We start from the raw sequence: 20,217 nt of genomic DNA, 5'->3' as shown, positions 1-20,217 counted from the left end.
CGCGGCGACGGTCCCCCGGGTCGGCAGTCCCGTGGACAGTGCGGGCTCGGCGCGGCTCACTGGTTCTCGTGGCGGCCGAGCAGCAGCCGATCGAAATCGTCGCGTACGACTGTCCAGTCCCAGGCGGACAGAGCGTGTTCCGCAGCCGCCTGCCCCTCCTTCAGCCAAACCTCCTCGGTGGCGGTGACCCCGAGGATGCGCCGTGCCGCCTCCTCGGGCGTACCGACGACCCATTCCTGGGGGAAGAGGGTTCGGGCGCCGTTGTCCCCGTCCGCGAAAAAAGGCCAGTCGCGGACGACCGGGACGGCGCCGCTGGCCGCGCCCTCGACGAGGGCGCAGTGGAAGCTCTCGCGTACCGAAGTGCTGAGGATCGTGCCGACCTCCTCCAGGGCGGCAGGCACGTCATCGGTCTGTCCGATGCGGCGGACCACGCCGGACACCTCCGGCTTCGCCAGATCCTGCTCCAGTCGGCCGTGGTAACGCCGTACGGCCGGGCTGCTCTCGGTGTTCAAGCCACCACCGACGAGCAGCAGTCGATAGCGCTTGTCGTGCCTGCGCAGGAGCCGCAGGACCTCGACTGCCCAACGGGGGTCTTTGGCGACCTGCCCGACGCCCACCAGCCCGAGGGTGAAACGCGCGTCGGGATGCTTCGGCCGCCGGTAGGAGGACAGATCCATAGCATTGTGGATCACGGACAGACGAGGCGCGCCCTCGGCCAGCAGCCGGGGTACCGCAGCCGTGGTCAGATCCCGGACATGGGCGCCGACGAAAAGCAGATCGTCGACACGCGAGAAATCCATGATGTGCGGCCAGTAGCTGAACGCCTCGAAGCTGTGCAGCCGGACGACCACTCGGGTGGTGCCGGGATCCACCAGAGTCAGGAAGGCCGCGCCGGCCGAACACCAGTCGACGAAGACGGTGTCGGCCCAGTCGAGGTGGGGGCGCAGGGCCTGCTCGGCCGCCCGTCCGTAAGCGGCCTGGCCTCCGACGGCACGAGACATCATCCGTCCCAGCCCCTTGGCCAGGGGGGCGAGATCCGGGTCGGCGGCCAGGTCCAGAGTCCTGACCTCGACATCCGGATGCCGCTCGTACCAGTCGGTGATGAGCGGGAGGAAGTTCGCGTTCGCCCGGTTGACGAGGAGCAGCCGAAGAGGCCGACCTTCGGGCGGCGGGGCGGCGGGCGCCGTGCGTCCGCGCGGCTTCGCCAGCGCTCGCATGACGCGGCTGCGCTGGAGCGTGGCCGTGTACCCCTGGGGATCCTCGGCCAGTGGTGAGGTCAGCCCGTCGAGCTGGGGAACACGATGGAACGCCAGCATCAGCGCCTTCGCCGCCGATGCGGTCGCGGCGGCCTTGTCCCCCGCCTTCAGCAGCTGGTCCGCACAGGCGAGTTCGGCTGCGTAGGCCGCCTTGAGGCGACGGGGGGTGAGACCGTGGGAGAGCTCAAGCTCAGCGGCCTCGAAAAGCAGGTCGGCCTTCAGTCTGCGCTTCGGTATTCGGTGGGCCAGTACGTTCAGCAGCCGGGCACCGAGGGCCGGCGCTCCCGCCCGAGCCAGGCCGGAACTCATCGGACGGGCAAGGCCGATCAGCTGTTCGGCGGAGATCCGTGAAACGGGCACAACGTAGCTCCAGCTCTGTCACAGGGTCCGATGCCCGGTGACGGTCGACGACGGGGCAGGCCCGGGACAGCGATCTCCGGGTATCGAAGCGGCGTGAGGGTGACCTGAAGGAAGACCTGCGGGGACGGTGCGGCGGAAAGCCCGCGGGCCCACGACGGCAGGACGGACCGGCTGCGCTGCACACGGCAGCGATCGGCGCCGCGAAGGGCACGGCGGCGGTGAGGACAGCGGACACGTGAGGATCCTGAGCGACGAGCGACCGACCCGGCAATGTGGCCAGGGCCGGATCATACGACGACTTCTATGTGGCCAGTCCCTTAACCGCTGGTGAAAATAATCGGGCGTCGGCGCATGCCGCACCGAGCACGAGGAGCCCGCCCGAACAAGGGCTCGCAGCCTCTGCACCGTATGCTCACCGGGCACACGCGAACACCGCGTTGCGACGAGGTGACGTGCACCCGAACGAGGTGCGCGGGCAGCAGCGAGGGGGAGCATGTCCAAGGCCGAAGTCACTGTGCCGGCTCAGCCGGAGGCGCCGGACGCAGGCGGGTCCGATGAGCTCGCACCGGATGCCTCGGTCGCGGCGCCGGCGCGGGAGCCGGGCGCCCGGCTCTACGCACTGGATGCGCTGCGCGTCGTGGCGGCGCTCTCCGTACTGCTGTTCCACTTCACCGGCGTGGACGCGGCGACGAAGGCGAACTGGGACGCCAACCCCAAGGACTTGTTCCCCTGGCTCTTTCCCGTCACCTCGTACGGCTCGTACGGTGTTCAGCTCTTCTTCATCATCAGCGGCTTCGTCATCTGTCTGTCCGCCTGGGACCGGACGCCTGGCCAGTTCGTACGGGCTCGCTTCCTGCGGCTGTTCCCCGCCTACTGGTTCTCGGTCGTCGTAGCCGTACTCGTCTGGCGAGGGCTGCCCGACGACGCACGCAAGGCCCCGAGCATCAGCGATTCGCTGACCAACCTCACGATGTTCCAGGTACCGCTCTCCGCCCGCCACCTCGTCGGCGCCTACTGGACGTTGTGGGTGGAACTCACCTTCTACCTCATCTTCCTGGTCGTGCTCTGGAAGGGGCTGGACTACACCCGGGTCTCCGTCTTCTGCTGGCTGTGGCTGCTCGCGAGCATCCTGGTGCAGCAGGACGACGTGCCACTGCTCGGGATCTTCGCCCAGCCGCTGAACACCGCGCTGTTCGTCTCCGGCATAGCCATGTATCTGATGTACCGGTTCGGCCCGGGTCTCCAGCTCTGGGGCCTGCTGGGCGCGAGCTGGCTGGTGATGCAGAGCGACCTGGTGCAGCATGCCGACCATCTGCGGCACGACAAGGGCATGGATCGTGACCCCTACATCGCGCTCGCCCTGGTCACCGTCTTCTATCTGCTGGTCCTCGCGGTCGCCCTGCACAAACTCGACCGCATCGGCTGGAAGTGGCTGGCCACGGCCGGCGCTCTGGTCTACCCGCTCTACCTCCTCCATGAGGAACTGGGCTGGGCGGTGATCCGCACGCTGTACGGGCATCTGGGTGCGTGGGCGACGCTGGGCATCACCACGGTGCTGCTGCTCGTGCTGTCGTGGCTCGTCCACCGATTCGTGGAGAAGCCGTCCCAGCGATGGCTGCGCGCCGCCCTGGAGAGGGAGTCCCTCAAGCGGGAGGCGATTGCCCGAGGCTGACGCCCGCCCGTACCGAAAGGGCCCGTCCGGTGTCGGACGGGCCCTCCTGCGCGCGGTGGTCAGCCGCCGATGACGACCCTGCGCACGCCCTTCCAGGCCTCCGGGTCCGTCGTACGGCGGCCGTCGACCAGGACCGTGACGTCCGGGAGGTCGGCCGGGGTCAGCTCGCGGTACTCGGCGTGGTCGGCCTGGAGGATCGCCGCGGTGACCGTCTCGCCGGCGTGCGGGGTGAGACCGAGCGCCGTCAGCTCCTCGGCCGTGTACATCGGGTCCGAGACGAAGGGGACGGCACCGCGCGCCTTGAGCGCCTCGACCGTCGGGAAGACACCCGAGAACGCAGTCTCCTTCACGCCGCCGCGGTAGGCCGCGCCCAGCACGAGGACGTTCACACCGGTCAGTTCGCCGTACGCGGCCGCCAGCAGGTCCACCGCGTACTGCGGCATCGCGGCGTTCGCCTCGCGGGCTGAGCGCACGACGGTGGCGGCCGGGTCGTTCCACAGGTACATCCGCGGGTAGATCGGGATGCAGTGGCCGCCGACGGCGATGCCCGGCTGGTGGATGTGGCTGTAGGGCTGCGAGTTGCAGGCCTCGATGACCTTCTTGACGTCGATGCCGTTGCTGTCGGCGAAGCGTGCGAACTGGTTGGCCAGGCCGATGTTGACGTCCCGATAGGTGGTCTCGGCGAGCTTGGCGAGCTCCGAGGCCTCGGCGGTTCCCAGGTCCCAGACGCCGTTCGCCTGTGGCAGGTCCGCGCGCTCGTCGAAGTCGAGGACCTGCTCGTAGAACTCCACACCGCGGGCCGTCGACGCCTCGTCGATGCCGCCGACCAGCTTCGGGTAGCGGCGCAGGTCGGCGAAGACACGGCCCGTGAGGACCCGCTCCGGCGAGAAGACCACGTGGAAGTCCTCACCCGGGGTCAGACCCGAGCCCTCGGCCAGCATCGGCGCCCAGCGGGTACGCGTCGTGCCGACCGGCAGCGTGGTCTCGTAGGAGACGAGCGTGCCGGGCTTGAGGCCCTGGGCGATCGCCTTCGTGGCCGCGTCCATCCAGCCGAAGTCCGGCACACCTTCGGCGTCCACGAACAACGGCACGACCACGACGACGGCCTCGGACTCGGCGACCGCGGACGCGGTGTCCGTGGTCGCGCTCAGCAGCCCGGCGTCGACCGCCTGCTTGAGCTTGACGTCCAGGTCGTGCTCACCGGGGAACGGCTCGGTGCCGGCGTTGACCAGCTCGACGACCTTCTCGTTGACGTCCGCGCCGATGACCCGGTGGCCCTTGGAGGCGAACTGCACCGCCAGCGGAAGCCCGATCTTGCCGAGCGCTACTACACAGATGTTCATGGACGGTGGCTACTTCCTTTTGGAACCGTTCGGCTGCTTCGCACCATTCGGCTTCGAGCCGACGGAGCGGGACTTCAGGCGACGGGCGAGGGCCGCCTTCGCCCGGGAGGCCAATGACTGCTTCGGCGGGAACATCCGAGCCGTGGAGATCACCACGCGCCCCTTGTCGTTCACCAGGGCCGCCGCCCGGTAGGGGTCGTCCGCGTGGCCCCACCGGCGGGACAGCGGCATGGGCTTGTCCTTGCCGCGCACGGGGATCTCGTATGTCGAACCGGCGACGTCCAGATACACGCGGACGCCCAGTTTGCCGGTGCGTCTCTCCAGCGGGAGCCGGGCGTGCAGCACGGTGGCGCCACCGTCCTCGGCCGGTTCGGTCGTGCACCGGCCCGTGGCCTCCGGCAGGCTGTGGTCGGCCGGCAGCTTCCTGGCCCCGGGCTTGTCCGCCGACTTGGGCATGGCGCCCTGGGCGAGCCGCAGGGAGGCGCCGTCGACGTCACCGAGGACGGGCACCCTGACGGAGGCCGTGTAGGTCAGTCCTTCGCCCTGCTGCTCCCATACCGAGGCGAGCAGTTCCGTGCCCTTGGCGAGCCGTCCCGGAACCGCCTCGCCCACGAGTTCGTAGACCCGGTCGGGCACGCCGATCAGCGGGTTGCGGAACCCGGGGTAGCGAGCGTATGCGCGGTCGCCCTCGACAACGAACGGAGGTGCGCCGTCCTCCTTCTCGGAGGTGATCGCCTCGCACAGCTCGTCCACCGCCCCGGCCCGGGCCAGCGCGATGCGCACGCGGCGCTTGACGTCCATGGCGTCGCGGATCCCGGCGGTGAAGTAGGTGTCGGCGAGCTTCCCGATGCCCGCGCAGATGTCCTTCTGCAGGGCGCGGTCCAGCGCCGGGAAGTCGTCCTGGACGAGCTTGGCCAGCTCCCAGGTGAAGTGCCGGCGCAGGACGGCGTCCCGTTGCGGACCTTCCTCGATCAGCCCGGCCGTGAAGTCCATGATCTCGGCGGTGCAGCGCAGCCGGGCCATGTGGTCAGCCCGGTAGGTGATGTTGCTGGCGTCGCCCCGCTTGACCGCGTAGTAGCAGGTGTAGTCGGCCACCACCGAGATCTTCCGGGCGCGCACGCACGCCTCGATGGTGAACGGCTGGTCGCTGCCCACGGGCAGGTTCTCGGGGAAGCGCAGCTTGTGCGCCTCGACCAGCTCCCGCCGGAACAGTTTGGTGTTGGCGAGGGTCCAGGGCAGCGCGGAGTCGGTGAGCCCGATGTCCGGGTTGTTCTCCTTGTAGAGCGCCTGGTGGACGTAACGCCCGTTGGTGCCCACCATCTTGCCGACCACCACGTCCGAGCCGTGCTCGTCGGCGCACGCCACCATGCGCTCCAGCGCCTCCTCGCCGAGGTGGTCGTCGGAGCCGATGAAGTAGACGTAGCGGCCCGTGGCGATGTCCAGCGCCCGGTTGCTGGGGGCCGCGGGGCCCCCGGAGTTGGCCTGGTGGAGCACCTTCACGGTGTCCGGGTACTCGGCCGCGAAGCGATCGAGTTCGGCGCCGCTGTCGTCCGTGGAGCCGTCGTCGACGGCGACGATCTCCAGCCGGTCCCGGCCGATGCTCTGCCCGATCAGGGAATTCAGGCACTCCGTCAGGTACGGCATCGTGTTGTAGACGGCGACAACGACGCTGACGTCAGGAGACACACTCATGATCTCTCCTTCGGGGTGCCCAGGACCAGACGGGTGTAGAGCGTGTCAAGGACCCCGGCCTGCGCCTCCCAGGTCCAGGTGTCGAGCAGCCCAGGCTTGTCGTAGGCAGCCTGGTACTTCTTCGGATCGGCCAGCACCGCCTTGACGGCCCGTACCAGGTCGTCTACGTCCTCGGCCCGGCAGACCTCGCCCTGGCCCGTGGAACGGGTCATCTCGGACATGGTCTTGACATCGCTGACGACCAACGGCAGTCGAGCATGCGAGTACTCGAAGAACTTCGTGATCAGCGCTATCTCGTGGTTCGGCCAGTGGTGGATCGGGATGCAACCGACATCCGCCGACGACAGGAACCGCACCACCTGCCAGTGCTGGACATAGGGAACAGCGTGCAGCCGGTCGCCGACGCCGAGCTCCTGCGCACGACGAAGCAGACCCTGGATGTAGGCGGCCGACGGGGACGGGACAACGAAAGCCATGTGGACGCCGTCCAGTTCGGGCAGTGCCTCCACCATGTCGCCGAGACCGCGCTGCGGGCCGGGCGAGCCACTGTAGACAACCAGCGGCACGTCCGAATCGATCCCGCACAGCTCACGCAGGTCCGGCTCCGGCTCGGCGTCTTCGATCGCCGGGTCCAGCTCCACGGGACGGTCGGGCGCGTTGAGGACGACAGTCGGCTGTTCCTTGAGCCCGTGCCGCTCCCGAAGCAGGTCGCCCAGCCCCTCGGAAACGGTCACTACGGCGTCGGCGTACGGGGCGTACTCGCTCTCGTGCGCAGTGTTGCCCGGGATCCAGTGCGCGTTGTCCTCCCACGGCCGTACACCGGGCAGGAACTCGTGAGCGTCCCACACCAGTTTGACCGACCGGCCCGCGGCACGCGCACGGACGGTCGCGCGGGCGCCCACCCCGAGCATCCGAAAGTCGTTGGCGTGGATGAGGTCGGGCTTGAGAGCGTCGATCTCCTTGCCGTACGTGAGCTCGTAGTCCCACAGCACGGGTTCGAGGCGGCGCCAGGCCCTCTTGCCCTTCACGCCCTTCCATACGGCGGTGAAGGCACGGTCGATCGGACCGCGCAGGGCGCGGCCGGCCTGCTGCGCCTGGCTGGTCTGGCGGGCACGGAATTCGACCCACTTCTGCATGAACCTGGAGACCGGACCGGCCACCGTCAGGCGGAGCTTCTCGGCCTTCCGGAACAGCGCAGTGCCGACCGCCGCGGGGGCGACCCTGAGTGCCGCCCGTCGCGTGGCCAGATCGGCCCGCCATGCCTTGATCCACTGTCGGCGGTAGGCGGCCATCGGACCCGGTGGATAGGCGAAGGGGCGGCGCAGCGGCGACCGGTGCCGCTCGGCGTGCCGCTTGGACAGCGGGGTCTTCAGCGGTAGCAGCCTGACCTCGGCGTCCCCGAGCTTCCACGTGCGCCCGCGGCCGGATCGGACAAGACCGAGCAGCGTTACGTCCCAGCCGGCTGCCGCCGCGGACTCGGCGGCCTTTTGCACCCGCGAGTCGCCGTCGACCTTGTTGTCGACGAGCATGACGACACGGCCCTTGGACGGGCGGGACGCGTCGGCGCTCTGCGCTTCCATAAAAAGCCTCTCTGAACCGGTCACTTCAGGAACTCGCTCAGGACCTGTACGGTCCAGCTTCCGTCGTGGTACGTGTGGGCGAACTCGACGGACCGCCGACCGATCCGTGCCGTTCCCTCCCGGTCGTCGACCAGCGATCGAATGACCTCTCGGAGGGTGTCCGGGGTGGCGTTGACGATGGGCAGGGCCCCATCAGTCACGGCCCGCACTCCTTCGCTGATGTAGCCGACGACGGGCTTGCCCGCGGCCATGGCCTCTACCGCGAACGTGCCGTAACTTCCGGTCGTGAACTGGTCGAGCACCAGGTCACAGCCCTGCACCAGCTGACGCATCTCGGCCCACGGGATTCCTTCGGCGAGCCTGAACTCGATGAGGCCCTCGTCGTGGAGTTCGGTGAGTACCGGCATGATCCGGTCCGTGCCCTTGGTCCACCGCTTCGACGGAGCGTGCAGTACCAGCGGGCGCTCGCGCTCCATGACCGGACGGTCGGTGGCCCAGCCGGCGACATCCACGACCAGCGGCGCCCAGGTGGCGGTCGGCAGGTCTTCGAGGAGGTCCGGAGTGGTGACGTACAGCGGCAGCCCCGCCTCCGTCGCGATCCGCCTGTTCAGCTCGGCCTTCACCTGGAGCTTCTCCGCGATGCCCTCGGGAGCGTCGTGGAACAGCGAGAACTCGTGGCGCTCCATGTGCCGGGCCGGGTGTCGGATGTCGCTCCCGTGGGCAAGCAGAGCCACCTTGATCCGGGCCTGTCTGAGCGCATCGAGATCGCCGCTCACCGACTTGCCGTTGAGATGGCCGAAGACAGGCATGAAGGCGTCGACCAGGAGATGGGTGTATCGGCCGACGATGCGCTCCACCTGCTGGAGCTGAACGCCCAACTCACCCAAGCGGGTGGCGTCCACGTACACGTCGGCGGGGTAGTCGAAGGACTCGGGCCGCTTGTTCATCACGACCTCGACGGACACGTCCGGGTCGAGGCGGCTGATCGCCTGGGCGTACGCGGCCCCCTGGCCCGCATAGTTCGCCGGGCCGAGACCCAGCCTGACGCGGGTGTCCCCGAGCCTTCGCCACGTCGGCTGCCCGTCGGTGCCGACAGGCTCCACGGTACGCACGGCGTCTGGTGTCTCGTGAACAGTCCAGGAGACCTCCGGGCGAGGACCCGGTGGGGTCTTCTTCGACAGCTCGCGGTACAGCTGGAGCAACCTGCCGCTCTGCGATTCCCAGGACAGCTCGGTACGGACGTCCTCCGTGATGGCCTCCGCGAGCTTGTCGCGGTTGTCCATCGCCCGTGCAGCGGCCCCGGCGAAGGTCTTCGGGTCGTCCCAGGTCCACACCTCGCCCAGACCGTGCTCCTCGACGTACGCCTTGATGACCTTCACGTCGCTCGTCACCAGCGGCAGCCCCGCCTGGAGGTACTCGGAAACCTTCGTGGGCAGCGACACCTCGCAGTTGGGAACACGCTTGAAGGGCGTGAGACCGAGGTCCGCGGACGAGAGGTAGTCGGCGACCTCGTGCTGCGGCACGTAGGGCACGAGGTGAACACGGTCGCGCACACCGAGGGCCTCGGCCTGCGTGAGCAGTTCTTCGAGAAGCGGCGTCGTCCGGCCGACGACCAGGGCGAGATGGAAGCCGGGGAGCTCGGGCAGACCGTCGATGACGGCGTCCACCCCGCGTTCACGGCCGATCCAGCCCGAGTAGACCATCAACGGCGTCTCGCGGTCGAGACCACAGGCCTCACGGACCGATGCGCTGGACCGGCCCGCACCGATCACCTCGCGGACCGGTGAGTTGCCCACGACCAGCGGCAGCTCGGTCAGCTTGTGGTCGTCCCTCAGGAGTTCCGCCATCTGTGTGGAGACGGTGACCACGGCGTCGGCGCGGCCGATGAACTCGGCCTCCAGGGCAGGCAGCGCGTGGGCCTGGCGTGCGTTGGGCCACTCAACGCCCTTGACGTACTCGTGCGCGTCGTACAGCCACGCGCACTTGTGGCCCCGGGCTCGCAGCCTGGCCACGCTCAGCGCCGCCGTGGCGATCATCGTCACGTCGTTGGCGTGGATGACGTCCGGCTCGATCTCCTCGATCACCGGGCCGAACGCGAGATCGAGATCAACCACCTGCGGCCAGTCGCGGCGCCAGTCACCCACCGGAGCCGGGTCCTTGGGCCTGCGCCGCTGCTCCCATTTGAACGCGCGGACCCGCATCCGGTGTGTGGACCGGCGGGCGCGCAGCAGCGCCTTGAGGGACATACGCCGCGGGGGACCCGCCCAGTTGCTCTCGGCGGACTTCTGGCGGACCCAGGCTCGGTAGGCCGCCGTATAGCGGTTCAGCGCCGCCTGATCCTGGAGATTGAACTGTGTTGCGGCCGCCCGCAAGGGCCTTGCCCTGCGGGCGTTCACTCCGCGCAAATAGTCCGCGCCGACCGGCACGCGGACCACGTCGATGGGGCCCATCTTCGACCGCTGGACACGCTTGGTGTCGCTGCGGCCGATCAGGGTCACGTCCCAGCCGTCTCGCGCCGCCGCGACCGCCGTCTTCTGGACACGGGAGTCGCCCGTGATGCCGTTGGCGACGATGACCGCGAGCCTCGGCCTGCGGGCAGGGGATTCCATTGCTTGCTTCCTCCGGGTGGGACAGGAATTCCGCCCCTGCACGCATAAGGGCCGGGGCCCGTCGGCGACGTACGTCGGGACGCTCAGACAGCTCCGCAACTGTCACGATCGAGAGCGATGGTGCTACCGTCCAACGCCGACTCCAGTACCGCCGCCGCCACTTCCACCGTCCGCGTCCCCTGCCGGAGCGTGCAGATGTCGGCGGGCCTGCCGAGTACGGCGTCGCGGAAGAGCTCGTGCTCGACGAGGAGCGGTTCGCGCTTCTGGATGGCGTAGCGGATCATGTCACCCTCGGAGACCCCGCGGAAGGCCTGGAGCGCCTCCCACTCGGTCGCCATCGCGGCGTTGGAGTGGAACGTCAGGTCCGCGGTCAGGGTGTCGGCGATGAAGCATCCGCGCTCGCCGGTGACCGAGGTGAAGCGCTCCTTGAGCGGGCTCAGCCAGTTGACCAGGTGGTTGACCATGGTGCCGTCGTCGAGACGGCCGACCGCGGAGACCATGTCCTCGTGCTCGCGACCGCTCTTGGAGACGGTGTGCGCGGCGATGGACACGTACTCGCGTCCCGTCACCCAGCCGGTGAGGTCGATGTCGTGCGTGGCGAGGTCCTTGACCACGCCGACGTCCGCAATGCGGTGCGGGAAGGGGCCCTGACGCCGGGTGACGACCTGGTAGACGTCGCCGAGTTCGCCGGCCTCCAGGCGGGCCCGCAGTGAGCGCAGCGCGGGGTTGAACCGCTCGATGTGTCCGACACCGGCCACCAGGCCGCGCGATTCGAAGGCCTCGACGAGGCGGCGCGCCCCCTCCACGGTGGCGGCGACCGGCTTCTCGATCAGCGCGCAGACGCCGGCCTCCGCGAGTTGCAGACCGACCTCCTCGTGCATGGCCGTGGGGCAGGCCACGACGGCGTAGTCGACGCCGAGGGCGATGAGTTCCTGGACGGTGTCGAGGATCGGCGCGCCCTGGGCGGCGCCGAACTTGTCGCCCATCGGATCGACGACGCCGACGAAGTCGACGCCCTCCAGACCTGACAGGACGCGGGCGTGATGACGCCCCATGGAACCGAGGCCGACGAGTCCGGCCCGCAGGGTTCTGGCGGCGGTCACAGCTCCTCCCCCAGGGTGTTCACCGCGGACACGATGCGCTCCAGGTCCTGCGCGGACAGGGCGGGGTGCACGGGCAGCGACACGACCTCGGCGGCGGCGCGCTCGGTCTCGGGCAGATCCCAGACGCGGCCGGCCTTCTGGTCCGGCTCCCAGTACGGCTTCAGCCGGTGGATCGGGGTGGGGTAGTACACGGCGTTGCCGACGCCGGCCTCGGCGAGGCGCTGCATGGCGGCGTCGCGGTCGCCCCGTACTCGCACGGTGTACTGGTGGTAGACGTGCCGGGCGCCCTCGGCGACCCGCGGCGTGACCACGTTCGGCGCGGTGATGTGCTCGCTCAGGTAGGCGGCGTTGGCGATGCGCTGCTCGGTCCAGCCCTCGAGCTTGGCGCGCTGGACCCGGCCGATCGCGGCCGAGACGTCCGTCATGCGCATGTTGGCGCCGACGATCTCGTTGGCGTAGCGCTGCTCCATGCCCTGGTTGCGCAGCAGGCGCAAGGTGCGGGCGATCTCCGTGTCGGCGGTGGTGACCATGCCACCCTCGAGGCTGTGCATGTTCTTCGTCGGGTAGAAGCTGAACGTTCCGGCAGTGCCGAAGGCCCCGACCGGCGTTCCGTGCAGTGCGGCGGCGTGCGCCTGGCAGGCGTCCTCGACCACGGCCAGACCGTGCTGTTCGGCGATGGCCATGATCCGGTCCATCGCCGCGGGGTGGCCGTACAGATGGACCGGCATGATCGCGGCGGTGCGCGGCGTGATGGCGGCCTCGACCGCCGCCGGGTCCAGGCAGAAGCTGTCGGGCTCGATGTCGGCGAAGACCACGTCGGCGCCGACGAGCCGCACTGCGTTGGCGGACGCGGCGAACGAGAACGACGGCACGATGACCTCGTCGCCCGGCCCGAGGCCGAGGGCGAGCAGCGTCAAGTGCAGCGCCGAGGTGCCGGAGTTGACCGCGACGCAGTGCCGCATGTCCACCAGTTCCGCGAACTCCGCCTCGAAGGCGGCCACCTCGGGGCCCTGTACCACCCTGCCGCTGCGCAGGACGCGTACCGCGGCCTCGATCTCCTCGTCGCCGATCACGGGTCTGGCGGCAGGTATCGGCTCATGAATGTCGGACACGACATCCCCCTCCTCTTCGGCGTCCTCGAGGGGCGCACCACGTTGCGCATGCGTCGGGGAGGGACGGCGTTTGTGCGCGCGTGTCCGCATCCCTGACAGTTCGCCCGTGTCTGGTGACGGCGAACGGATTTCGCGGAGGGCCTCCCCCCAAAGAAGGCCCGTGCGAGACGACAGCCGCTGTGCCGGGCGACAAGGAGCGTGCGGGCACGTCGGCTGTGGCCCGGCGTGCACATCGTCAACGCAAGGTGACGCCAAGGCCGAAGTCACATTACCAGCAAAGGAACAGAGTTTTTCCCCAGGGTTACAGGAGAGATACCTCGGTTTGACTCGCCTTCGCCGAGGCCCGTTCGCAAAGTGATCACCTTGTATGAAAAGCCAGAGCGCGGCCGCACACAAAAGAAGCGCGGAACACCGGCAATTCACCGGTGTTCCGCGCTTCTTCGCCCCTGGGGTCCCCGGGACGGGGGCCGGGTCAGTCCTCCGTGGTGGCCGAGACCGCCGGCTGCGCCTGCTGCTCGGCCGCCGCCGTCTTCTTCGCCGCCGCCTTCTTGGCCGTCGTCTTCTTCGCGGCGGTCTTCTTGGCTGCGGTCTTCTTGGCCGTCGCCTTCTTGGTGGCGGCCTTCTTCGCCGTGGCCTTCTTCGCCGTGGTACGCGCCGCCTTCTTGGCCGGCGCCGACACCTCGGCCTCGGCCGGGGCCTCGGTCTCACCGGCCGCCTCGGCCGCCTGGACGACCACAACGGCCGTCTCCTCGGACGAGGTGGGCGCGGTGGACTTGCGCACGGCACGGCGGCGCGGGCGGGCCGGAGCGGCGCTCTCTGAGGTCGCCCCGGCCGGCTCGGCCGCCTGCTCGGCGGCGGGTTCGGCCGGCGTCTCGGCCTGCGGCTCGGTCTCGGCGACCGTCACCACGCTCTCCGCGGGCGAACCGGCGGGCGCCGACACCTTGCGGGTCGCACGACGGCGCGCACGGCCCTTGGGCGCGGCCTCCTCCTCGGCCGGCGCGGGGGGCGCCTCGACGACCGGGTCCTCGACCGCCGCGGGCTCCGCCTCGGCTTCGTGCCGGGCCTTCGGCGCACGCTCGTCCGTACGGGACTTCGGCGCACGCTCCTCGGTGCGGGGAGCACCCGCGGGAGCCGACGCACGACGGGTCGCACGGCGCCGCGTACGACCGCGGGAGGCGGCCGCCTCGGCCTCGGCGACGCTGCTGTACAGCTCCTCGTCCGGGGCGAACTCGGGCTCGGGCATCGCGACCGGTGCCGCCGCCTCGGCGGCCACCTCGGCCTCGGTCTCCTCGGCCTCAGCGATCTCCTCGGTCGTGACCGCCGCCTCGTGCGTCTCGGCCTCGGCGCCGCCCCGGCCGCGCTTGCGGCGCTTGCCGGTGCCGGGCGCGGCGGGTGCGTGGTCCATGTGCACGATCACGCCACGGCCGTTGCAGTGCACGCAGGTCTCGGAGAACGACTCCAGCAGGCCCTGTCCGACGCGCTTGCGCGTCATCTGGACGAGGCCCAGCGAGGTCACCTCGGCGACCTGGTGCTTGGTGCGGTCCCGGCCCAGGCACTCCAGCAGGCGCCGCAGCACCAGGTCCCGGTTGGACTCGAGCACCATGTCGATGAAGTCGATGACGATGATGCCGCCGAGGTCGCGCAACCGCAGCTGACGGACGATCTCCTCGGCCGCCTCCAGGTTGTTCCTGGTGACGGTCTCCTCGAGGTTGCCGCCCTGACCGGTGAACTTCCCGGTGTTGACGTCGATGACGACCATCGCCTCGGTCCGGTCGATCACCAGCGAACCGCCGCTGGGCAGCCAGACCTTGCGGTCCAGCGCCTTGGCGAGCTGCTCGTCGATCCGGTAGGTGGCGAAGACGTCGACCTCGGAGGTCCACCTCTGCAGACGCTCGGCCAGGTCGGGGGCGACGTGCGAGACGTATCCGTGGATGGTCTCCCAGCCCTCGTCACCGCTGACGATGACCTTCGAGAAGTCCTCGTTGAAGATGTCGCGCACGACGCGGACGGTCATGTCCGGCTCGCCGTACAGCAGCGTCGGGGCGTTGCCGCCGTTCTTCGACTTCTTCTGGATCTCCTCCCACTGCGCCTGCAGCCGCTCGACGTCCCGGCGCAGCTCCTCCTCGCTCGCGCCCTCGGCGGCGGTGCGCACGATGACGCCCGCGTCCTCGGGAACGATCTTCTTGAGGATGGTCTTCAGCCGGGCCCGCTCGGTGTCGGGCAGCTTGCGGCTGATACCGGTCATCGAGCCCTCGGGCACGTAGACCAGGTAACGGCCGGGCAGGGACACCTGGCTGGTCAGACGGGCGCCCTTGTGGCCGATCGGGTCCTTCGTCACCTGGACGAGGACGGACTGGCCGGACTTCAGGGCGGACTCGATGCGCCGCGGGCCGTTGGCGAGCCCGAGCGCCTCGAAGTTGACCTCGCCCGCGTACAGGACGGCGTTGCGGCCCTTGCCGATGTCGATGAAGGCGGCCTCCATCGACGGCAGGACGTTCTGCACCTTGCCGAGGTACACATTGCCGACGTAGGAGGTCGACTGCTCCTTGTTGACGTAGTGCTCGACGAGCACGCCGTCCTCCAGGACGCCGATCTGTGTGCGCTCGCCGCTCTGACGGACGACCATCACACGCTCGACGGCCTCGCGCCGGGCCAGGAACTCGGCCTCGGTGATGATCGGGACACGGCGGCGGCCCTGCTCACGTCCCTCGCGGCGGCGCTGCTTCTTGGCCTCGAGCCGGGTCGAGCCCTTGATGGACTGCACCTCGTCGGTGCCGTCGCCGGACCGCTCGTCCTTCTTGCGGGGCTCGCGGACCTTGACGACCGTGCGCTCCGGGTCGTCGGACGACGGCTCGGCGTCGACACCGGAGTCACCGGCCCGCCGACGGCGCCGACGACGGCGACGGCTGCTGGAGCTGGAGCCACCCGAGGAATCCTCGTGGTGCTCGTCCTCCTCCGCGTCCTCGGCGTCCTCCTCGAGCTGCTCGGCGGTGTCCTCCGCGTCCTGCTCCGCCTGCTCGGAGTCGAAGTCCTCGGACTCGTCGCCGTGCCCGGACTCGCCCTCGGCCGACTCACCACGGCGCCGACGACGGCCACCGCGACGACGGCGACGACGGGAACCGGTCTCCTCGGTCTCCTCGCCCTCGGCGGACTCCTCCGGCTCCTCCTCGTCCTCCTCCACCTCGTCGGTGGTCTCGGGCGTCACGGCCACGGGCTCCTCGTCGCCACCCCGGCGGCGACGGCGGCGGCGCGGTGCGACGGCCTCGGTCTCGGCCTCGGCCTCGTCCTCGCTCTCCTCCAGCCCCGCGGCCTCGACGGCAGCGGCGGCAGCGGCCCGCTCGGGGGTCTGGAACATCGGCTCGGTGAAGACCGGCGCCTGGAAGACGGCGACAGTGGGCCGCGCGGGCCGCTTCACGGCCTCCGGCTCCTCGTCGTCGGCGGACTGCGCGGGCTCGGAGAATCCGGTGGCGGCCTTGCGGGCCGCACGCCGGCGGCCGCGACGCGGGGCGGCCTCCTCGGCGGACGGTTCCGTCTCCGACGCGGCGGACGCATCGGTGACGGCCGGCTCGGCCTCGGCGGTCATGGGCGTCTCGGCGGCCTCGGGCGCCTCCACCGGCGCCTCGGCCTCGGGTGCGCCGGCGGGCGCGGACACTCGCTGTGCGGCCCGGCGACGGGCGCGACGCGGGGCCGCCTCCTCGGCCGCGGAGGTCTCCTCGGCCGTCTCGTCGACCAGCGGCTCGGCGGCCGCCACGGACGTACGGGTCTCGGGGGCCTCGCCGGTCTCGGGCGACCCGGCGGGCGCGGAAGCCCGACGAGCGGCACGACGACGCGTACGAGCCGGAACAGCCACCTCGGGCTCAGCCTCAACGACCTCGGCAGCCACAGGCGCCTCGACGGCACCCTCGGCACCGGCGGGCACCACCACCTCGACCGCCTCGGCGGTCTCCGGCGACCCGGCGGGCGCCGAAGCCCGACGAGCGGCACGACGACGCGTACGAGCCGGAACAGCCACCTCGGGCTCAGCCTCAACGACCTCGGCAGCCACAGGCGCCTCGACGGCACCCTCGGCACCGGCGGGCACCACCACCTCGACCGCCTCGGCGGTCTCCGGCGACCCGGCGGGCGCCGAAGCCCGACGAGCGGCACGACGACGCGTACGAGCCGGAGCAGCCACCTCGGGCTGAGCGACAGCCGGCGCCTCGGCCACCACTTCGGTCTCTTCGATCTCTTCGACCTCAGGGGCCTCCACGGCCTCCGCGGTCTCCTCCGCAGGGACGGCCTGCGCCGTCACAGTCACGGTCTCGGCGCCTACTGCGTCGGCCGCGATCACCGGCGGTCCCGCCGGACGCGACGCGGCACGACGGCGGCGGCGCGGGGGCAGGGTGTCACTGGGCGTGTTGTTCTCGGAACCCTCGGTGGGTTCGATCGGTTCGAGCATGCGGGGGTATCTCCCGTCAGGCTCCCGGGCGCCGCGCCTGGCCCGGCATGGATGCCGGTGACGTCCGCGGCTCGCGCGATGCGCGGTGCCGCCGTCCTGGGCGCGGGCGCCGCACGGGAGCTTTCTGTGTCCTGTCTCACCGGTTCCGTACGCCTTGTCGCGCACGGCCTGGCGAAAGTCTTGTGGTCGGTGCGCTGCCCGACCCAGGTGGCTCCCGAGTACAAGGGCGGCGCTACGACGTTCGTCCCTCCGCGGAACCTTCCCTAGCTCTGCGCCGTCGCGGCGGCAGTCGCGGCGGCCGAGATCGGCTCGGTCGCTGCTGCCTCGCGGTCGGGCGCGAGCGGGTCGGTCACCGCGCCGGTCTCTTCATCGAACAGCCCCTGCGCCAGCCTGGTCACCGCTGCGGGGACCGGCGGCGCCAGGTCGGCCACGGCGCGGAGACCGGACAGGACGTCGTCGGGTCGTACGGCAGGCGTCACGTGCCGAACAACCAGCCGCAGTATCGCACAGGGCCGGCCCGTCGGCCCATCATGGTGCGCTACGGAAGCCGCTCCGTCGGAGCCGAGGCCCGTGGCGGGCTGCGTACGGTGCTTTTCGGTGCTCTGAAGGCTCGCGACGGCGGGCCGAGCATCGAAGGTCCGGACGCCGTTCTTGGTCATGCGCTGGACCTCGACGGTCTCGGCCGTGTTGAAGGCCTCGACCGCGCGCCGGGCGTCCACCGGGTCCACACCGTCCAGCCGCAACTCCCACACGGAAGCCGTCAGCCGGTCGGCGAGGCCCGAGGTCCGGGCCTCGACCGCGTCGACGACGTCGAGCCCGGTGGGCAGCGACTCGTCGAGGAGTTCGCGCAGCTTGTCCGGGTCGCGCGCCTCGGTGAGCGCGATTTCCAGATACTCCGCCTCACTGCCCGTGCCGGTGGGTGCGGCATTGGCGTACGACACCTTCGGATGCGGCGTGAACCCCGCCGAGTACGCCATCGGCACCTCGGCACGGCGCAGCGCACGCTCGAAGGCGCGCTGGAAGTCACGGTGGCTGGTGAACCGGAGGCGGCCGCGCTTGGTGTAGCGCAGTCGGATGCGCTGCACCGCGGGTGCGGGCGGCGGGCCTTCGGGCTGTCGCTTGCCCAGTGTCGTTCAGTCCTTCGTGAGAGCGGTCGTACTGCTACCAAGAGTACGTGTCTCACCGGACTTCGGTTCCCGCCGGGAGACGGCCTGTGGCTGCCCCGGGTCCCCGAAGAGCATGCGCCGGAGGTCGGCGCGGGCCTGCCGTGCGGACTCGCGCGCCGCGGCCAGCGCCTGGCGCGTGGCCCGGCCCGCACTGCGGGCCGCCTCGACGGCCGGGCGCAGGACCGTCTCGCGCAGCACGTGCCCGACCGGCGTCAGCACCGTCCGGTACAACCAGCCCACCGGCTGCACGAAGAACCATCGCAGGAGGGTGCCGAGAAATCGGCCGACGGCGAGCGAGAGATGTCCGGCGACGCGCCAGGCGTGGCCGAACGCGGCGGCGATCTCCCGCCCCACGACCGCGAGAACGCGGCCGACCGGGGTGAGGACCCGGCGCCGGACGGCGAGCGCGGGCAGCACGAGCAGTACGTACAGCACCTGGAACAGGGCGGTGCCGACGGCGTGGAGGATCACGCGGACGAGCCGCGCGACACCGTCCACGAGCCGGACGACACCGTGACCGAAGGGCGTCAGCACATACCGATACAGCCGGCCGGCCGGCACGACGACCACATGACCCACGAACCAGACCACCGCCGCGCAGACACCGGCCCCGACGGCGGTGAGGACGTACCCCACACCCTTGAGCAGCCGTGCAAGGACATGCCCCACCGGCGTCAGCGCACGGCCGTACACCCACACCGCCCCGGCGCCGATCGCGCGCGACACCCGGGCGGCACCGTGACCGAACGGAGTGAGGACGTAACGGTGGAACCACAGGGCGGGTGCGACGACGAGCACACGGACCAGCCAGGTGATGCCCCGGCCGAGCGGCACGAGGACGTATCGCCACAACGTCACCCAGGGCCACACGAGCACCGCCCATGCCACCCGCACCAGGGCGTGGCCCACCGGTCGCAGCACGGTGTCGCGCACGAACCGCCCGCCGACGACCAGGGCGTCCCACAGCATGCGCACCGGTACGACCAGGACGAACACGACGATCCGCACGGGCAGACGGATCGCGACGGTCAGGCAGCCCTCGGCTGACTGACGCTGCGGTGGCTTCTCCGGGTCCATACCGGCGTAGACGCCTCTGCCGCCCGGACGGATGCGCGCGACGGCCCCCGCCCGCCACGGAGCCGCAGGCGCCCCTCGACTACGGCAACTGCCGCGACCGGGAACCGACTTCGAACGCAGGAACGTCAACGGGCCCACCGGCCCTGTGGAATCCGCGAGTTCCAGGCAGACTTTGCCTGTAGCAGCCCCGTCGCAAAGAGGATGATCGACGCATGATTACGCTCACGAAGGAAGACGGCCCCGCTGATCTGAACGGAGTGACCCACCTGTCCATCGGAGTGTCCTGGGATCCGACCGCCGGTGCCAGCGGCGGTGTGATGGGCGTGCTCCGCCGCAAGGCCGGTACGGACCTCGATCTCATCGCGGTCGCCATGCAGGGTCAGGACCCGGTGCGTCTGGCGGGGCTCGACTCCCTCGACCCGATGGGCAACGGCTCCTTGGTGCACAGTGGCGACAACCAGACCGGGCGCGGGGACGGCGACGACGAGACCGTGACGGTCGAGTTCGCCCGTATTCCGTCCCAGATCACGTCGATCGTGTTCGTCGCCGCCGCCTTCAAGAAGGGCAGTTCCTTCCAGAAGGCGCGCAACATCAGTTTCAAGGTCTACGACGCGACCGGGGGCAGTTCCCAGCAGGTCGCCGACATCTGGCCCAGTCTGCTCACCCAGGACAACGGCTGCGCCGTGGCCAAGGCCGTGCGTGTCGGCAGCAGTTGGAAGCTCGAAGTGATCAATACGACGGGAAAGATCAAGCAGGGCGACGAGCACGCACTGATGCGCTTCGCCGTCAGCAAGTAGTTCCCGCCGGCA

Annotated in this window: 12 protein-coding genes; 2 read left to right on the top strand and 10 right to left on the bottom strand. The window is 70.2% G+C overall.

Annotated elements, in window-relative coordinates; all coding sequences use genetic code 11:
• Window positions 1-56: 56 nt before the first annotated feature.
• Window positions 57-1,616 carry a glycosyltransferase gene (locus RCR19_RS24545; RefSeq protein WP_331267086.1) on the bottom strand — a complete coding sequence of 520 codons (1,560 nt, stop codon included), beginning with the start codon at window positions 1,614-1,616 and terminating at the stop codon, window positions 57-59.
• A gap of 493 nt (window positions 1,617-2,109) precedes the next feature.
• Between RCR19_RS24545 and RCR19_RS24540 the strand changes: the two genes are divergently transcribed.
• Window positions 2,110-3,288 carry an acyltransferase gene (locus RCR19_RS24540; RefSeq protein WP_331267085.1) on the top strand — a complete coding sequence of 393 codons (1,179 nt, stop codon included), beginning with the start codon at window positions 2,110-2,112 and terminating at the stop codon, window positions 3,286-3,288.
• Window positions 3,289-3,347: 59 nt separating this feature from the next.
• On the opposite strand, the gene RCR19_RS24535 is transcribed toward RCR19_RS24540, so the two are convergent.
• The 9 genes from RCR19_RS24535 to RCR19_RS24495 form a co-directional block, all read right to left on the bottom strand.
• Window positions 3,348-4,631: a nucleotide sugar dehydrogenase gene (locus RCR19_RS24535; protein WP_331267084.1), complete on the bottom strand. Its 1,284-nt coding sequence runs from the start codon at window positions 4,629-4,631 to the stop codon at window positions 3,348-3,350.
• 9 nt (window positions 4,632-4,640) lie between these two features.
• Window positions 4,641-6,323: a glycosyltransferase family 2 protein gene (locus tag RCR19_RS24530; RefSeq protein ID WP_331267083.1), complete on the bottom strand. Its 1,683-nt coding sequence runs from the start codon at window positions 6,321-6,323 to the stop codon at window positions 4,641-4,643.
• Window positions 6,320-7,903 (bottom strand): glycosyltransferase family 4 protein, encoded by a 1,584-nt coding sequence (locus RCR19_RS24525; RefSeq protein WP_331267082.1) that lies wholly within the window; start codon window positions 7,901-7,903, stop codon window positions 6,320-6,322. Before RCR19_RS24525 ends, RCR19_RS24530 begins: the two co-directional genes overlap by 4 nt.
• Before the next feature lie 20 nt (window positions 7,904-7,923).
• On the bottom strand, window positions 7,924-10,512 hold the full coding sequence (locus RCR19_RS24520) for a glycosyltransferase (RefSeq protein WP_331267081.1): 2,589 nt from the start codon (window positions 10,510-10,512) through the stop codon (window positions 7,924-7,926).
• An 83-nt stretch (window positions 10,513-10,595) separates the two neighbouring features.
• Window positions 10,596-11,615: a Gfo/Idh/MocA family oxidoreductase gene (locus RCR19_RS24515; protein WP_331267080.1), complete on the bottom strand. Its 1,020-nt coding sequence runs from the start codon at window positions 11,613-11,615 to the stop codon at window positions 10,596-10,598.
• The gene (locus tag RCR19_RS24510; protein WP_331267079.1) at window positions 11,612-12,727 is read right to left on the bottom strand and encodes a DegT/DnrJ/EryC1/StrS family aminotransferase; all 1,116 of its coding nucleotides are present in this window, start codon (window positions 12,725-12,727) and stop codon (window positions 11,612-11,614) included. The genes RCR19_RS24515 and RCR19_RS24510 overlap by 4 nt, the downstream gene beginning before the upstream one ends.
• 472 nt (window positions 12,728-13,199) lie before the next feature.
• Window positions 13,200-17,165 (bottom strand): Rne/Rng family ribonuclease, encoded by a 3,966-nt coding sequence (locus RCR19_RS24505; RefSeq protein ID WP_331267078.1) that lies wholly within the window; start codon window positions 17,163-17,165, stop codon window positions 13,200-13,202.
• 263 nt (window positions 17,166-17,428) lie between these two features.
• Window positions 17,429-18,250: a TIGR03936 family radical SAM-associated protein gene (locus tag RCR19_RS24500; RefSeq protein ID WP_331267077.1), complete on the bottom strand. Its 822-nt coding sequence runs from the start codon at window positions 18,248-18,250 to the stop codon at window positions 17,429-17,431.
• Window positions 18,251-18,298: 48 nt separating this feature from the next.
• The gene (locus RCR19_RS24495) at window positions 18,299-19,408 is read right to left on the bottom strand and encodes a hypothetical protein (RefSeq protein WP_331267076.1); all 1,110 of its coding nucleotides are present in this window, start codon (window positions 19,406-19,408) and stop codon (window positions 18,299-18,301) included.
• Window positions 19,409-19,620: 212 nt separating this feature from the next.
• On the opposite strand from RCR19_RS24495, the gene RCR19_RS24490 reads away from it, so the two are divergent.
• On the top strand, window positions 19,621-20,205 hold the full coding sequence (locus RCR19_RS24490) for a TerD family protein (protein ID WP_331267075.1): 585 nt from the start codon (window positions 19,621-19,623) through the stop codon (window positions 20,203-20,205).
• Window positions 20,206-20,217 lie beyond the last annotated feature (12 nt).

The sequence above is a fragment of the Streptomyces sp. WAC07094 genome, from assembly GCF_036320405.1.
GTDB lineage: Bacteria > Actinomycetota > Actinomycetes > Streptomycetales > Streptomycetaceae > Streptomyces > Streptomyces lannensis.
This window is presented reverse-complemented; position numbering and strand designations above follow the sequence as displayed.

Bases quoted from the DNA above. Each gene is read 5' to 3' on its own strand.
- RCR19_RS24540 (WP_331267085.1), top strand. From the start codon at position 2,110: ATGTCCAAGGCCGAAGTCACTGTGCCGGCTCAGCCGGAGGCGCCGGAC.
- RCR19_RS24535 (WP_331267084.1), bottom strand. From the start codon at position 4,631: ATGAACATCTGTGTAGTAGCGCTCGGCAAGATCGGGCTTCCGCTGGCG.
- RCR19_RS24530 (WP_331267083.1), bottom strand. From the start codon at position 6,323: ATGAGTGTGTCTCCTGACGTCAGCGTCGTTGTCGCCGTCTACAACACG.
- RCR19_RS24525 (WP_331267082.1), bottom strand. From the start codon at position 7,903: ATGGAAGCGCAGAGCGCCGACGCGTCCCGCCCGTCCAAGGGCCGTGTC.
- RCR19_RS24520 (WP_331267081.1), bottom strand. From the start codon at position 10,512: ATGGAATCCCCTGCCCGCAGGCCGAGGCTCGCGGTCATCGTCGCCAAC.
- RCR19_RS24505 (WP_331267078.1), bottom strand. From the start codon at position 17,165: ATGCTCGAACCGATCGAACCCACCGAGGGTTCCGAGAACAACACGCCC.
- RCR19_RS24495 (WP_331267076.1), bottom strand. From the start codon at position 19,408: ATGGACCCGGAGAAGCCACCGCAGCGTCAGTCAGCCGAGGGCTGCCTG.
- RCR19_RS24490 (WP_331267075.1), top strand. From the start codon at position 19,621: ATGATTACGCTCACGAAGGAAGACGGCCCCGCTGATCTGAACGGAGTG.